The 15719-nt window shown below is 34.6% G+C and carries 11 protein-coding genes; 8 read left to right on the top strand and 3 right to left on the bottom strand.

Translation table 11 applies throughout. The annotated features are described in order from the left end of the window. Nucleotides 1–27 precede the first annotated feature (27 nt). A complete protein-coding gene (locus SOM12_RS16870; RefSeq protein WP_095930665.1) occupies nt 28–3084 on the bottom strand; it encodes a SusC/RagA family TonB-linked outer membrane protein in 3057 nt (1018 codons plus the stop codon). Between the two features lie 573 nt (nt 3085–3657). On the opposite strand from SOM12_RS16870, the gene SOM12_RS16865 reads away from it, so the two are divergent. Beyond that, nucleotides 3658–4347: an NUDIX hydrolase gene (locus SOM12_RS16865; RefSeq protein WP_095930664.1), complete on the top strand. Its 690-nt coding sequence runs from the start codon at nt 3658–3660 to the stop codon at nt 4345–4347. 87 nt (nt 4348–4434) lie between these two features. Here SOM12_RS16865 and SOM12_RS16860 read toward each other — a convergent pair whose 3' ends face one another. Continuing rightward, nucleotides 4435–5433 carry a GntR family transcriptional regulator gene (locus SOM12_RS16860; protein WP_320494376.1) on the bottom strand — a complete coding sequence of 333 codons (999 nt, stop codon included), beginning with the start codon at nt 5431–5433 and terminating at the stop codon, nt 4435–4437. Between the two features lie 102 nt (nt 5434–5535). Here SOM12_RS16860 and SOM12_RS16855 point away from each other — a divergent pair, with 102 nt between their 5' ends. The 5 genes from SOM12_RS16855 (at nt 5536) to SOM12_RS16835 (ending at nt 11792) form a co-directional block, all read left to right on the top strand. After that, complete coding sequence (locus tag SOM12_RS16855) at nt 5536–6588, top strand: aldose epimerase family protein (protein ID WP_095930663.1); 1053 nt, start codon at nt 5536–5538, stop codon at nt 6586–6588. Between the two features lie 35 nt (nt 6589–6623). After that, nucleotides 6624–7784 (top strand): galactokinase, encoded by a 1161-nt coding sequence (gene galK / locus SOM12_RS16850; protein ID WP_095930662.1) that lies wholly within the window; start codon nt 6624–6626, stop codon nt 7782–7784. 15 nt (nt 7785–7799) lie between these two features. Continuing rightward, entirely contained in the window at nt 7800–8858 is a 1059-nt protein-coding gene (locus SOM12_RS16845) for a UDP-glucose--hexose-1-phosphate uridylyltransferase (protein ID WP_095930661.1), read from the top strand. A gap of 250 nt (nt 8859–9108) precedes the next feature. Further along, nucleotides 9109–10794 (top strand): sodium/sugar symporter, encoded by a 1686-nt coding sequence (locus tag SOM12_RS16840; RefSeq protein WP_320494373.1) that lies wholly within the window; start codon nt 9109–9111, stop codon nt 10792–10794. Nucleotides 10795–11012: 218 nt separating this feature from the next. Beyond that, complete coding sequence (locus SOM12_RS16835; protein ID WP_057115557.1) at nt 11013–11792, top strand: SDR family oxidoreductase; 780 nt, start codon at nt 11013–11015, stop codon at nt 11790–11792. A 295-nt stretch (nt 11793–12087) separates the two neighbouring features. Here the strand turns inward: SOM12_RS16835 and SOM12_RS16830 are convergent, their stop codons facing one another. Continuing rightward, a complete protein-coding gene (locus SOM12_RS16830; protein WP_320494368.1) occupies nt 12088–12978 on the bottom strand; it encodes an AraC family transcriptional regulator in 891 nt (296 codons plus the stop codon). Nucleotides 12979–13150: 172 nt separating this feature from the next. On the opposite strand from SOM12_RS16830, the gene SOM12_RS16825 reads away from it, so the two are divergent. Both SOM12_RS16825 and SOM12_RS16820 read left to right on the top strand, forming a co-directional pair. Continuing rightward, a complete protein-coding gene (locus SOM12_RS16825) occupies nt 13151–14806 on the top strand; it encodes a UxaA family hydrolase (protein WP_320494367.1) in 1656 nt (551 codons plus the stop codon). Between the two features lie 37 nt (nt 14807–14843). After that, nucleotides 14844–15608, top strand: a complete 765-nt coding sequence (locus tag SOM12_RS16820) for an SDR family NAD(P)-dependent oxidoreductase (protein WP_095930657.1) — start codon at nt 14844–14846, stop codon at nt 15606–15608. The last annotated feature ends 111 nt before the right edge of the window (nt 15609–15719 follow it).

The raw sequence follows: 15719 nt of genomic DNA, 5'->3' as shown, positions 1-15719 counted from the left end.
TTAATACGTTTTAATGGTTAGACCTGGTTAGAAGCTTACTTCTACTCCTAAAGAAATTGTTCTTGGATTTGGAAAAGATCCTGCATCATATCCTCTTGAAAGTAATCCGTCACTGTTAAAGTCAGGATCATATCCTTTATATTTAGAGATAATCAACAGATTTTGACCATTTAGGTAAACCTTAGCTTTTTCAATAAATTTATCTTTTATCGGGATGTTATACCCGATTTCCATTGTTTGCAGTTTCACATAATCACCGCTTTCAATAAATCTGTTTGAATCTCTGCTGTTTCCATTTGGATCTCCAATAACTGGAGCCGGAATATTGGTATTGGTATTCGTTGGTGTCCAATAATTTAACTCATCTGTATGATGGTTTGTATATTGTCCGATCATCAAATTGCGGTACATTGCATTAAATACTTTGTTACCTCCCGCTCCTTGCCAAAACATAGAGAAATCAAAGTTAGAATAAGAAGCACTGAAATTGAATCCGAAGCCATATTTAGGAATTGTTACTCCCTGGAAAGTTCTATCTGCATCTGTAATTATTCCGTCGCCATTTACATCTCTAAATTTCACGTCTCCAGGAGCTGCACCCGTTTGAGTTGGAGAAGCCGCAACTTCAGCTGCATTTTGGAAAATTCCAACTGCTTCCCAAGCAAACATTTCTCCAACAGATCTTCCTACTTCAGTTTTAGAAACTGCTCCGTAGATCGGATTTCCGTTTACACCGATTTTAGTAACTTCATTTTTCAGTGTTCCAAAGTTTGCAGAAATATCATATTTAAATTTATGATGATGATTGCTGTAAGCTGCTGTAAACTCAACCCCTGAGTTTTTCATTGATCCTGCATTTGTGGTAACACTTGCTGGAAATGCCCCTGTAGAAAACGGAAGCGGAACGCCTAACAATAAATCATCTGATTTTTTTACAAAGTATTCTGCTGTAAACTGTAAATCATTGTTTAAAAAACCTAATTCGATACCTACGTTTGAGTTTGTAGATTTTTCCCATTTTACATTAGGGTCCAGTGCCGCAACTACAGTTGTTCCTGGAGCGAGCTCATTATTAAAATCATAACCTGCAAAACTGTTTACCGTTGAAGCAAAGAAATATTGCGAAATAGTATTATTTCCTAATGTCCCGTAACCTCCTCTAAGTTTAATATTGCTTATCCATTCTGGCAATGTCCAGAATTTTTCGTTACTAAGTTTCCATCCTCCTGAAAAAGAGTAAAAGTTTGCCGAATTATTTTTTTCACTAAAAAGAGACGTTTTATCTTGTCTAAAGTTAGCCTGCACTAAATATCTATCATCATAAGAATAATTTAATCTACTGATGTATGATATTCCTGTAATCGTAAATTTATATTCAGATGCATTTCTAGCATCAGCATATTGAAGCATCGGAATGTCGTTTGGAGTGTAACCTACACCTCTTGAATTATATCTGTGATAATCTCTTTTTTCCTGAATCCAACCTGCAAGAGCGTCAATTTTATGCTTCCCAAGAGTCACTTCATAAGTTAACAAATTATTCAAAAACGTTCTTAGCTCATTTCCTGTTTCAACATCTAGAGATGCTTCGTCATTTGTAGTAATATAATACCATCCTAAATCACTTGGTGGAATAAATTTTCTATTTTCCCAATCAGTTCTATCGTAACTTACATCCAGTTTGTATTTAAGACCTTTAACGATTTCTACTTCTCCCCAAACATCTCCAATAAAACGGTTTCTTTTTCCATTATTATCAATCAGATTGTTGTATCCAATAGGATTCATAGAAATTGCTCTCTGAGTCAGATTGTCTGTACCTCCATAACCACCAAGTCTGTTTGCATCATAAACGGGCATAGTCGGAATAGCTCCTAAAATATCACTTACAACCGTTTGACCTGCATTGTATTCATTAAAAATTTCCTTATCAGATTGTGTATAAGCTATTTTTGCACCGTATTTAAATTTTCCTTTTTTACCATTTAAATTTAAATTGGTAGACAATCTCTCATAGTCCTGAGGTGTTTTAATGTAACTTGTATTTTTAAAATAGTCAACATTAAAGCTGTAAGCAATACTTTCTGCACCTCCTGTAAATGTCAAGGCTTGATTTTGTACAACACCAGTCTGAAAAGATTCTTTCTGCCAATCTGTATCAACATTTGATATGTACGATGCACTATTTGGGTCATTTCCTGGAGCAATGCTTACTGGAACGCCTGCTCTAATATCTCTGTTTCTTTCGGCCTCGCTAGTAATTTTCTGGTAACCAACGCGATCTGTAACATCCCACTTTTTAGCAACATTTTGAAGACCTACAATAGACTTGAATTTAATGTCCATTTTGCCTTGCTTACCTTTTTTAGTCGTAATAATTACAACACCATTTGCACCGCGAACACCATAAATAGCAGCCGATGATGCATCTTTTAAAACCTGCATAGATTCTATTTCTCCTGGGGCAAAATCATAAGGTGAATCGACCATAATTCCGTCGATTACAAAAAGCGGATTATTGTTGCTAAACGAAGTTATACCTCTAATCTTCACATTAACAAAACCTCCTGGTTCTCCTGAAGATTGTACAGTAACACCTGGCACTTGTCCTTGAAGCATTTTTGCGGCATCATAAGTAACTACTTTTTTAGCCGATTCTAAGTTAACAACACTTACAGAACCTGTTAAATCTGATTTCTTTTGAGTTCCGTAACCAATAACAACTACCTCATTAAGTTTATTAGTGTCTTCGCCCAACGCCACATCAATTTTAGACTGGCTTCCTACGACTATCTCTTTGTTCTGAAATCCTATAAATGAAAAAACTAAAACATCATTTGTGGATGCTTTAATCGAATACTCTCCATCAAATCCAGTTGTAGCAACTGTTTTGGTTCCTTTTATTATAATGTTTACACCCGGCAAAGGAAGATTGTCTTGCGCCGATGTAACAACCCCTGTTATCGTTTTGCCTTGAGCAGACATCTGATTAACAGAAAATAATAGCATTAAAACTGCTAAAATCCAATTTGTTTTTGGCAATAGAAAATTGCAATACAAAAGTAATTTTTGTTTTGTAATCATAATGGTTTAGTTAAGATTGGTTAGTGGTTTAGTTAATAAGTGTTAATCTTACATTTGTAAATTTAACTAAAAAAAAATCATGTAAACAAATTAATATCACAAAAAAAGAGCTCAAAAAAAACACATATCGCAAATTAAGTGTCAAATTAACATTTAAAAATTCAAGGTTTTTTCAAAAAAACTGCTGTTTTAATGATTTTAATTGTGTAAAAAATACACTTTTACTGAAAAAGTCGTTTTTTAATCAAAAAAAGAAGGGAATAAAAAAAAGTATAAATAATCTGTTTTTTAATGTTTTAAATTTAAAAAAAAGATTGTTTTGTAGGTAAAAGATTGTTTATTTTTGAGTCATTTTGACTAAACAGAACCTATTTTTATAAAAAACTATCCTTGACTGTCCTGTTTTTTTCTTAAAAAAATCTTAAAAAGACAATTTGTATGTTATTTTTATGTAAAAAGTAGCTTTTTTAACTATACATTTGAGTAGTTAATTATGTAAGTGTGAAATCTACATTAATAAATTATGATACGTTTTAAGAAGTTCATATATTTACCCATCCAAATTAATAATATATGCTAAATAGTTATAGCTCTGCTGATAAAGTTTTACTGGCAGTAGACTGCATCATTTTCGGATTCGACAATGACGGTCTAAAAATCCTTTTAATTCAAAGAGATTTTGAGCCAGAAAAAGGAAAATGGTCCTTAATTGGAGGTTTTCTAAAACGCGATGAAGTCTTAGATGCTGCCGCAACCAGAATCTTAAATACCTATACAGGTCTTAACGATATTTATATGGAGCAACTTCATGCTTACAGTGAAATTGATCGTGACCCTGTAGAAAGAACCATCTCGGTTTCTTATTTCGCGTTAATTAACATCGAAAACCACAATGCAGAATTGATCCAGAATTACCACGCTGAATGGTTCCCGATTAACGACGCTCCAAACTTAATTTTTGACCATAACGAAATGGTTCAAAATGCGATTAAGAGGCTTCGATATAAAACTTCTGTAAAACCAATTGGTTTTGAATTGCTTCCGGAGAAATTCACAATGCGTCAGCTTTTAGAATTGTACGAAGCTATTTTGAGCAAAGAATTGGACAAAAGAAATTTCATCAGTAAAATAAACTCTCTGGAAATTCTAAATAAACTAGAAGAAAAAGACATGCAGTCTTCTCGAAAAGGTTCTTACTTATATACTTTCAACAAAGAGAAATATGAAGAAAAACTACTCAATAATTTTGTATTGAATTTATAAACTTTATTTATTCTCTCGCAGATTTAGGAGATTTGGCTGATTTAATAAAAAAAAATCCCCTGCATCTGCTAAATCTGCGGGAGAAATTTATAGCGAATTACGCAATATCAGAGCAGATCTATTTTCGATCTGCTCTTTTGTTCCTTTTAAAACCATATCGGCCAGAATTTTTCCCATCAATTCAAAATTGGTTGAAATGGTGGTAATTCCGTTTGCGGCAATTTTCTTCAATGGCGTTTCATTATACGATATAATTCCGAAATCTTCTCCCAACTTTAAATTTCTGCTCATTGCATTTTCTATAACCAAAAGCAAATCACGATCATGCGGTATAATGTACAGATCTCCCAAAGCAATAGATTGATTGCCGAAATCTGAAATAACTTCATAATCAAAACCATAAGTCTGGCAAAACGACTCAAACCCTAATTTCATTCCTGGAGGTTCTCTAAAACCAGGGAAAATTAAAATCAGTTTCTTGTATTTTGATAATCGCGATTTGCCTTTCATCAAACCTTCAAAGATATCTTTTTGGTGATTTTGATAAATTGCGGGAAACATTTTTAAGTCCGGATTGGTCTGATCCAAAATAATTACGTCGCTTACTGGTAGGGTTTTTATAGAATCCACGATATCGTTTAAGTTCGTCGGCATAATAATGTATTTTGTATAATTTCCGTTGCTGTCATTTAACAGCTTTTTGAAAACTTGAACATTAAAATGGTGAAAAAAAATATCGACTTGAACATTTTTTCCAATGTTTTTTAAAAACGAATTATAAATATCTTCTTTAAAAATATTCAACTCATCAAAAAGCAAAAAAACCTTCTGAGTTATAGTGATTTCAACGCTTTTAACGTAATATCCCTTTCCTGGAATAGCATAAATGATTCCTCTTTTCTTCAATTCGTCATACGCCAATAAGACCGTATCGCGAGATAAAGAAAAAGCCAGACAGACTTTATTTACCGACGGAAGCCTATCGCCTTTAATCAAATTTCCTTCTTCAATCGCTTTTTCGATTGAAAGAATAATCTGCTTATATTTTGGCAGACCGATGTTATTGTGAATTGAAATAATGTTCATAATAAAAGTCATTTTGACTATAAATAGCAAAAACTGGTAGGTACTGGTATGCAAAAATAATAAATGTTTCTATTTTTGGATTTCATTTTTGGTAAAATTTTTATGGAAATAAAACACATATCGCATTTAAAAGAGACTCACAATTGCAAATTATTTGGTTTAATGCCCAATAAGGAAGAAATTTATTCTTTTGATTTGGTTAATAAAAATGGAATGAAAGTTCAGATCATCAATTATGGTGCAACTGTAACTTCAATCCAAATTCCGGTAAACGGAAAATTAACAGATGTTGTATTAGGGTTTGATAATTTAGAATCGTATTTAGAATCATACAATTTACCAAGTGCTCCATATTTCGGAACTACTGTGGGTCGTTATGCAGGTCGTATTCATAATGCAACTTTTAGCCTTGACGATAAAAAGTTTCAGCTAGACGGAAACAACAACGGCAACACGCTTCACGGAGGAGTAATGGGATTTGGAAGAAAAGCATGGAGTGTTGTTAATGCAACTTCTGGCGAAAATCCTTCTATTACTTTTGCCCTTTTGAGCGAGCATTTAGACGAAAATTTTCCTGGAGAAATGACGGTTTATTTGACTTATACTTTGACCGAAGAAAATGAATTGAAGTTAGAATACAAAGCAACCTCAACAGAAGATACTATTATCAATTTGACGCATCATAGTTATTTTAATCTGGATGGACATGACGGAAATGTTTTAGAACAGCAAATGTTTATCAAATCGGCTAAAATGCTGGAAACCAATTCTGATAATATTCCAACAGGAAATTTTACTGATTTAACCAATCATGAATTTGATTTTAGAAATCCAAAAAGCTGTCCGTTTCCAATTGACAATTCTTTTGTGGTGAATTCTAAAACTGAAATCGTAGCGCAGTTAATCAGCTTAAAAAATAACCTAAGAATGAATGTTTATACCGATCAGCCAAGTGTACATATATATGTAGGCGGAAATTGTTTCGGAAAACTGAAAGGAAAAGAAAACGTTGATTATAATGCGCAAAGCGGAATTTGTTTTGAAACTCAAAATTTCCCAGATGCGCCAAATCATGCTCATTTTCCAAATGCAGTTTTGAAAAAAGGCGAGGAATACACGCAAAAAACACTTTACAAATTTGAAAGTTTAAATTAATACAATTCCAAAAACCACAATACACTAACTATATAATGAATGATATTTTAATACAGAATACCGTTGCTTTTTTTGAGAAATCTTTCGGATCTTCTCCTCAAAAAACGGTACTTTCTCCAGGCAGAATCAACATCATTGGAGAACATATTGACTACAATGACGGTTATGTTTTGCCTGCTGCAATTGACAAAGTGATTTGCTTTGCTTTTGAAAAAAACAACACCAAAACTTCTAAAATAATTGCCATCGATTTGAATGAAGAATTCGAAATCGATTTGACTCAGGAAGTAAAACTGAGCGATGTGGTTTGGACCAATTACATTCGTGGCGTAATCAAACAATTGCAGGATAACGGATTTTCTTTTGAAGGTTTCAATTGTGTTTTCAGCAGTAATATTCCGGTTGGTTCTGGATTGTCTTCTTCTGCAGCTTTGGAATGCGGAATGATTTTCGGAATCAAATCGCTGTTTGATTTAAAAATTGAGAAAAAAGACATTTCATTATTAGGGCAAAAAGCAGAACATTGGGTTGGTATCAACTGCGGAATTATGGACCAATTTTCAAGCGTTCACGGTCTTGAAAATAAAGTGATCAAACTAGATTGCAACACTTTAGATTTTGAATATCACAATGCCGACTTCAAAGATTATTCTCTGATTTTATTTGATTCTAATGTAAAACATTCGCTTTTTACATCAGAATATAATACCAGAAGAATTGAATGTGAGGAAGGTTTATCTATCATAAAAAATCATTTCCCAGAAGTAAAAAGTTTCAGAGATTCTTCTGTAGAACAAGTTTTGAGCTTAAAGGATAAAATGACTGAAAAAGTTTTTGACCGAGTTCATTTTGTTGTAAAAGAAATCAACCGCGTTATCAAAGCTTGTGAAGCTTTAGACCAAGGAAACATTGAACTTTTAGGAGAACTGCTTTTTGAAACACATTATGGTTTATCTAAAGAATACGAGGTAAGCTGCGAAGAATTAGACATGCTTGTTGATACCGCAAAAGAAGATGATTCCATTATTGGTTCCCGACTTATGGGAGGTGGTTTTGGAGGATGCACTATCAATTTAGTTAAAAAAGGAAATGAAAATGAGGTAAAGCGTAAGTTCTCTAAACTTTATTTAGATACATTTGGAATTGAATTAAAATTCTATGATGTAAAAATCTCTAACGGAACAACGCTACTTTAAAACCACAACTGTACAATGAAAAATTTTGACATTAACGAAGATCCGCACAGACGCTTCAACCCATTAATTAACGAATGGGTCTTGGTTTCACCTCACCGTGCAAAACGCCCTTGGCAAGGACAAAATGAAACTATTTCAACTGAAGAACTTCCTAAATACGACCCAACTTGTTACTTGTGTCCAGGAAATGTTCGTGCCAACGGAATGAATAATCCGCAATACGAAAGCAGTTTTGTTTTTGAAAATGATTTTGCTGCTATGAAACAGGACGAAATCATTTTTGAAGATGATATTAAACATACTTTTTTTAAGGCAAAACCAGAACAAGGAATTTCGAGAGTGGTTTGCTTTTCGCCAAGACACGATCTGACTCTTCCAGAAATGGAAATTGCCGATATTGAAAACATCATTAGAACTTGGCAGAAAGAATATACCGATTTAGGAAACATTAAATTTATCAACCACGTTCAAATTTTTGAAAACAAAGGAAGTGTTATGGGCTGTAGTAACCCACACCCACACGGCCAAATTTGGGCACAATCTTCTCTACCAACTCAGGTTGAAAAAACACAAAACAGCTTAAAATCGTACTACGATAAAAATCAGACAACATTGTTAGAAGATTACGTAAAAGCCGAATTGAAAGCTGGCGATCGCATTGTAATCGAAAATGATCATTTTGTGGCATTGGTTCCGTTTTGGGCAATCTGGCCATACGAAACCATGATTATCAGCAAAAGAGCTGTAAACAAAATCACCAATTTTACTGCTGATGAAAGTACCGCTTTCGCGAAAATCCTAAAGCAACTTACAACGAAGTATGACAATTTATTTAATACTTCATTTCCATATTCGTCAGGAATTCACCAATCGCCAACAGATGGTTTAATACATCCTGAATGGCATTTTCACATGCATTTTTATCCGCCTTTGTTGAGATCTGCAACGGTAAAGAAATTCATGGTCGGATATGAAATGTTGGGCGAATCGCAACGTGATATTACACCTGAAAAAAGTGCTGAAATTTTGAGACAGCTTTCAGATGTACATTACAAAAGCCTAGTAAAAGCGTAACGGTTTGGTGTTGTACTTCATCCAAATCTAAAAATTTAACACAATTCTTGCTGGATAAATGTAAAAAACACATTTACTAATAGTTGATTTCTAAATTTTTATTTTACATTTGGCTTCTGCTTTATTTTCGCAAAAAAATAACAGAAATAAAACACATCTTGCATTTTTAACAAGATTTGACAACACAAAAACAGATTTAAAACCACATAAACAAACAACCCTATAATAATTATTTAAAATACTACTAACAATGAACCAAAACCTCGCTTTCGCAGACTATGCGGTTTTTATTATTTATTTCATCGTAGTCTCGGTCTACGGTTACACCGTTTACCGCAAACGTAAACAAGACGAACAAGACGCTAAAGCTTACTTTTTGGCTGAAGGAAATTTAACTTGGTGGGCAATTGGAGCTTCTCTTATTGCTTCTAATATCTCTGCAGAACAGTTCATCGGAATGAGCGGTGAAGGATTCTTTTTAGGAATCGCTGTTGCTGCGTACGAATGGCTTGCCGCTATTGCACTTATTATTGTTGCTGTGTGGTTTATTCCTGTTTATCTTAAAAACAAGATTTACACCATGCCACAATTCTTAAAAACACGTTACAACGAATCTACTGCTTTGATTATGGCGGTTTTCTGGTTGTTCTTGTACGTTTTTGTAAACTTAACTTCTATTCTTTATTTGGGAGCTGTTGCCATTAACGGTCTTGCTGGAGGTCAATATCTTCACGCGATCATGATCGGATTGGCTGTTTTTGCTCTATTTATTTCTCTTGGAGGAATGAAAGTGGTAGCTTATACAGACGTTATTCAGGTTGCCGTTTTAATTATTGGAGGTTTGGTAACTTCTTATATCGCATTGGTAACTGTTGGAGAAAAGTTAGGAATAAGCAGTAGTGCAATTGAAGGATTCAAAGTATTAATGACTGAGGCGCCTGAGCATTTTAAAATGATTATTCCAAAACCAACTGCAACATCTTCTCAGCTTGAAATCGATAAATATTTAACTTTCCCTGGATTGTTATCTTACGCTGCAGGTATCTGGATCATCAACTTAAATTACTGGGGATGTAACCAATACATTACACAAAGAGCACTTGGAGCAGATTTACAAACCGCTCGTACAGGAATTTTATTCGCTGGTATGTTAAAATTATTAATGCCGCTTATCGTAATGTTACCCGGTATTGCTGCTTACGTTTTATACACAAACGGACATTTACCACAATTAGTTGGAGGAAAAGATGGTGCTTATTCTGCCGTTTTAACATTCTTGCCAACTGGATTAAAAGGACTTTCTGTTGCCGCTTTAACTGCTGCAATCGTAGCTTCTTTAGCTGGAAAAGTAAACAGTATCTCTACAATCTATACATTAGATATTCATAAAAAATACATCCAGAAAGATGCTGGTGAAAAACAACAAGTAAACATTGGTAGACTTGCCGTTTTTGCTGCAATGCTTTTAGCTGTTTTATTTACTTGGAATGACGTTTTAGGAATTGGCGGTGTTGGAGGATTTACCTACATCCAAAAATACACTGGATTCATTAGCCCTGGGGTTTTCGCTATGTTCTTCTTAGGTATGTTTTGGAAAAGAACTACTGGAACAGCTGCAATTGTTGGGGTAATTTTAGGATTCTTATTATCTGTTTTATTCAACGAATATGCTCCAGCTATATTTGGAAACGACACACTTTTATATACCGCTTACAATAACGGAAAAGGAGCTTTTGAAATTCCTTTCCACATCTGTATGGGATTATCATTCTTATTCACAATGATTGCAATGATTTTGATAAGTTTCGCTGGTCCAAAAGTAAACCCAAAAGCATTCGAGACAGAACCTGGAATGTTCAAAGTACAGCCACAAACAACAGTTTTAATCGTAATTACATTACTGATTATCGTGGCTCTTTATGTTAAGTTCTGGTAATAAATTATCAGTTCTATTCTCTCTATCTTTACAGCTGTTGTTTGTCATGAACAACAGCTGTAAATTTTTAAGGTATATTCATTGAATAAAAAATATATCTGATTTTGTCAGGCTGAGCGGAGTCGAAGCCCACGTCCAATTGGAGCGCCCTTCGTCTCCACTCAGGGTGAAAATCTAATTCATAAAACAAGAATTTTAAATTATAATATATAAATACCATGCAGTTATCATTAACCCAAAAAATCATTATCGTTACGGGAGGTGCAAAAGGAATCGGTTTAGGAATCGTTAAAGTTCTAGCCGAAGAAAATGCCATTCCGTTTATCGTTGGACGTAACGAAAATGATAACATCAAAGCCGTAGAAGAATTAAAAGCCATTGGAAAAGAAGCGCATCAAGTTGCCGCCGATTTGACAAAACCTGAAGACTGCAAAAAAGCCGTTGAAGCCGTAATCGCAAAATTCGGAAGAATTGACGGATTGGTAAACAATGCCGGCGTTAATGACGGTGTTGGATTAGAAAACGGAAATTATGAAGATTTCGCTGCTTCTCTTCACAAAAATTTAGTGCATTATTATTTGATGGCGCAGCATGCTCTTCCATATTTAAAAGAATCAAAAGGAGCAATTGTAAACATCGGTTCTAAAACTGCCGAAACAGGTCAAGGCGGAACCTCAGCGTATGCCGCTTCAAACGGTGGAAGAAATGCTTTAACCAGAGAATGGGCTGTTGAATTATTAAAATATAGCATCCGTGTAAACGCTGTAATCGTAGCAGAATGTTACACGCCGCTTTACGAAACGTGGATCAATACTTTTGAAAATAAAGAAGAAAAACTGGCTGCAATTACCAAAAATATTCCGCTAGAAAACAGAATGACAACAGCGGAGGAAATCGCGAATATGGTGGTTTTCTTATTGTCTGAAAAATCAAGTCATACCACTGGACAGATTATTTATGTTGATGGCGGTTATACACATTTAGATCGTTCTATTTAATTTTTTTTGCCACAGATTAAAAGGATTTTTACGTCCAGTTTTGTCAGGCTGAGCGGAGTCGAAGCCCACGTCCAATTGGAGAGCCCTTCGACTCCGCTCAGGGTGACAAACTAAAGCGAATCATTCTAATCCTTTTAATCTGTGGCATTTATTTAAATTCACATAGCACTATTTGTTCAAATCTAGATTTGTTTTTTCACTCTTTTATGGATGACAAATTCTATGTTTCTATGTGTTTATTTTTTTGTTTCACGCAGATTCGGCAGATCAAGCAGATTTAATTCTGAAATCCTTTTTAATCTTTATAATCTGTGGCAAAACTAACCTTCGCATTATTTTTAAAATCGGAAGGTGTAATTCCCTTAACTTTTTTGAAGAGTTTATTGAAGTTTGAAGCCGTTTTATAACCGCATTCATACGCAATTTCAGACATGCTTTTATCCGTTTCCAACAACAATTTACAAGCATTCGAAATTCGGATTTCGTGCAGATAATCTACAAAATTCTTCTTCGTTTTTACCCTGAACATTCTGCAGAACGAAGTCCGCGTCATATTCGCGACAGCGGCAATTTCTTCCAAGGAAATATTCTTTTTATAATTTTTGTTGACGTATTGAAAAACCTCCGAAAGACGATCTACTTTCGAATCCTTCTGCATCAACGAATAAATTTCATCGTTGATGTAAATTGTATCCTGACTTTCGGAAAGAATAGACAAAATCTCGAAAAGCCCAACAATAACTTCGAAGTCTTTTTTAGCAACTAACTTCTCTAGTTTCTTTGCGATCTGTTTATTGGTTTTTCCGATAATCGAAATTCCTTTTCCTGCCTGAAAAAAAAGTTCGTTAATTTTTTGGGTTTCTTTTAATTCATAAAAAGTTGGACCAAAAATATCTTTATGAAAATATACGACAATCGAATTGGCTCTTAAATCTTCAATTCCATGATAGTATTTTTCATCATTTAACCAAACATGCGGAATATCAGAACCTAAAAAAACCATATCTCCCGGTTCAAACGGCATAACCGAATTTCCAATAATCCGCTTGCCGAAACTCTCTTTTACATACACCAATTCCAATTCCGGATGCGAATGAAAAGGCGCTTGAAAAAAAGGTTCAATACGATTCAGCACCGAAACCTTCGTGTTAAGATAAGACGCTATTTTGGTTTGTTCCAATTTCATACTGCAAAGATAATTAAAGATTAGATACGGATAATATTAGACTATTAACCAATGTGTAAAAAAACTAATTTTATTTTTCGTTAACTGCACGAATTCTATACAAAATCAAGGGATTAAATTGTTATAAAACGAAAGCAGTGACATCAAAAAAAAAGAAAAAACAAACAACACAATGTCTGAGAATAACACAAAAAAACTGGTTGTAAAACTGCATCCAGACGATAATGTATTGGTTGCCTTAACCGATCTTCAAAAAGGTGAAACCATTCATTTTGAAAATGAAACTTACGTTTTACAAGACCTCATCAAAGCCAAACATAAATTCTACATACAGGATATGAAGCAAGGAGAAGAAGTAAATATGTACGGTGTTTTGGTTGGAAAAGTGCAAAACGATTTGGTAAAAGGAAGTCTAATGACGACTGAAAACCTTAAACATGCCGCAGATCCTTATGCTTACAGAAATGCTTCTTACGAATGGAATGCACCAGATGTTTCTAAATTTGAAAACAGAACTTTTAAAGGTTATAAAAGAAAAGACGGACGCGTTGGAACGGCAAATTACTGGCTTTTTATCCCGACTGTTTTTTGTGAAAATAGAAATCTTGACGTAATCAAAGAAGCATTACACAAACAATTGGGTTATGCTGTAACAGACAAATACAACCAATTTACGCACGAATTATTAGAAGGTTATTTGAACGGAAATGACATTAACGATATCAATATTGAATTAAATCCGACTCCAAAAAACAAACGTGTTTTTGAAAATGTAGACGGAATCAAATTCTTAAATCACCAAGGCGGTTGCGGCGGAACGCGTCAGGACGCTTCTACTTTGAGCGCTTTATTGGCTTCTTACGCGAATCATCCAAACGTGGGCGGAATCACGCTTTTGAGTTTAGGCTGCCAGCATTTACAAGTTCAAGATTTTGTAAACGATGTAAAAAGACAAAATCCAGAGTTTGACAAACCGTTGTTTATTTTTGAACAGCAACAAACCGAAAGCGAAGAAGTTTTGATTACCAATGCCATCAAAAAAACGTTTGAAGGTTTAATCGAAATCAACCAATACGAAAGAACTGATGCGCCTTTAAGCGATTTGTGCATTGGAGTAAAATGTGGTGGAAGCGATGGTTTCAGCGGTGTTTCTGCAAATCCTGCTGTGGGCTATACTTCAGATTTAGTAGTAGCTTTAGGCGGAAAAATTCTTTTGGCTGAATTCCCAGAATTATGCGGTGCCGAGCAGAATTTAATCGACAGATGTATTACGGAAGATAAGGCTAAAAAATTCATCGATTTAATGGAATCTTATGATGAACTAGCGCATAAAGTGGGTTCTGGTTTCCACATGAATCCTTCTCCAGGAAATATCAAAGATGGTTTAATTACCGATGCTATCAAAAGTGCTGGAGCAGCAAAAAAAGGCGGAACTTCTCCTGTTGTAGATGTTTTAGATTATACAGAACTAGTTACAAAACCTGGTTTAAGTTTGGTTTGCACGCCAGGAAATGACGTTGAAGCAACAACTGGAAAAGCAGCTTCGGGAGCAACTTTAATTTTGTTTACGACTGGATTGGGAACGCCGACAGGAAATCCAGTTTGTCCCGTAATTAAAGTAGCTACAAACTCTGTTCTGGCAACCAGAATGAAAGATATTATTGATATTGACTGCGGACCAATTATCAGTGGTGAAAAATCTATTGAAGAAATGGGCGAGGAAATTTTAGAATATTGCATCAAAGCGGCAAGTGGTGAAATTATTCCGAAAGCGGTACAATTAAACCAAGATGATTTTATTCCGTGGAAACGCGGCGTATCTTTGTAAAAGACTATTAAAAACAACTCATAAAAATTTATATCAAATGTTTTCATTACAAAATAAAAAAGCAATTATCACCGGCGGTGGAAGCGGAATTGGAAGAGCGATTTCGGTTTTATTTGCAAAACAAGGAGCTGAAGTTCACATTTTAGAATTGACTGAAGAAAGCGCAAAAGAAACAGTAGAAGAAATTAAATCCGCTGGCGGAAATGTTTTTGCTCATGCCTGCGACGTTTCAAACCACGAACAAGTAAATTCAACTTTCCAAAAAATCGGAAATATCAATATTCTAGTAAACAATGCTGGAATTGCTCACGTTGGAAAAGTAGACACCACTTCAGAATCTGATTTTGACAGAATTATGAATGTAAACGTAAAAGGAGTTTACAACTGTCTTCATGCTTCAATTCCGGCGCTGAGAAATTCTGGCGGAGGTGTAATTTTGAACTTAGCTTCAATCGCTTGCTGGGTTGGAATTCCAGATCGTTTTGCTTATTCTACAGCAAAAGGAGCGGTTATGGCCATGACTTTATCGGTTGCAAAAGATTATTTGAATGATAAAATCAGATGTAATTCTATATCTCCTGCGAGAGTTCACACGCCTTTTGTAGACGGATTTATTGCTAAAAATTATCCTGGAAAAGAAGAAGAAATTTTCGAAAAACTTTCACAATCACAGCCAATCGGCCGAATGGGAAAACCAGAAGAAATTGCAACTTTAGCGTTATTCTTATGCAGTGACGAGTCATCTTTTATCACAGGTTCAGATTACCCAATTGATGGTGGATTTATTAAATTAAATAACTAAAAATTTATTTAGCCACAGATTAAAAAGATTAAAAGGATTAAAAAAAATCTGCTCGATCTGCAAAATCTGCGTGCAAAAAAATAAGCCACGAATTTCACGAATTTCCACAAA

It is taken from the genome of Flavobacterium sp. CFBP9031 (assembly GCF_034044945.1).
GTDB lineage: Bacteria > Bacteroidota > Bacteroidia > Flavobacteriales > Flavobacteriaceae > Flavobacterium.
Note: the sequence above shows the minus strand (reverse complement) of the source record. Positions and strands in the feature narration are given on the sequence as shown.

Excerpts from the sequence above, each read along its gene's own strand:
- SOM12_RS16870 (WP_095930665.1), bottom strand. The coding sequence starts at position 3,084 with ATGATTACAAAACAAAAATTACTTTTGTATTGCAATTTTCTATTGCCA.
- SOM12_RS16865 (WP_095930664.1), top strand. The coding sequence starts at position 3,658 with ATGCTAAATAGTTATAGCTCTGCTGATAAAGTTTTACTGGCAGTAGAC.
- SOM12_RS16860 (WP_320494376.1), bottom strand. The coding sequence starts at position 5,433 with ATGAACATTATTTCAATTCACAATAACATCGGTCTGCCAAAATATAAG.
- SOM12_RS16855 (WP_095930663.1), top strand. The coding sequence starts at position 5,536 with ATGGAAATAAAACACATATCGCATTTAAAAGAGACTCACAATTGCAAA.
- galK (WP_095930662.1), top strand. The coding sequence starts at position 6,624 with ATGAATGATATTTTAATACAGAATACCGTTGCTTTTTTTGAGAAATCT.
- SOM12_RS16845 (WP_095930661.1), top strand. The coding sequence starts at position 7,800 with ATGAAAAATTTTGACATTAACGAAGATCCGCACAGACGCTTCAACCCA.
- SOM12_RS16840 (WP_320494373.1), top strand. The coding sequence starts at position 9,109 with ATGAACCAAAACCTCGCTTTCGCAGACTATGCGGTTTTTATTATTTAT.
- SOM12_RS16835 (WP_057115557.1), top strand. The coding sequence starts at position 11,013 with ATGCAGTTATCATTAACCCAAAAAATCATTATCGTTACGGGAGGTGCA.
- SOM12_RS16830 (WP_320494368.1), bottom strand. The coding sequence starts at position 12,978 with ATGAAATTGGAACAAACCAAAATAGCGTCTTATCTTAACACGAAGGTT.
- SOM12_RS16825 (WP_320494367.1), top strand. The coding sequence starts at position 13,151 with ATGTCTGAGAATAACACAAAAAAACTGGTTGTAAAACTGCATCCAGAC.
- SOM12_RS16820 (WP_095930657.1), top strand. The coding sequence starts at position 14,844 with ATGTTTTCATTACAAAATAAAAAAGCAATTATCACCGGCGGTGGAAGC.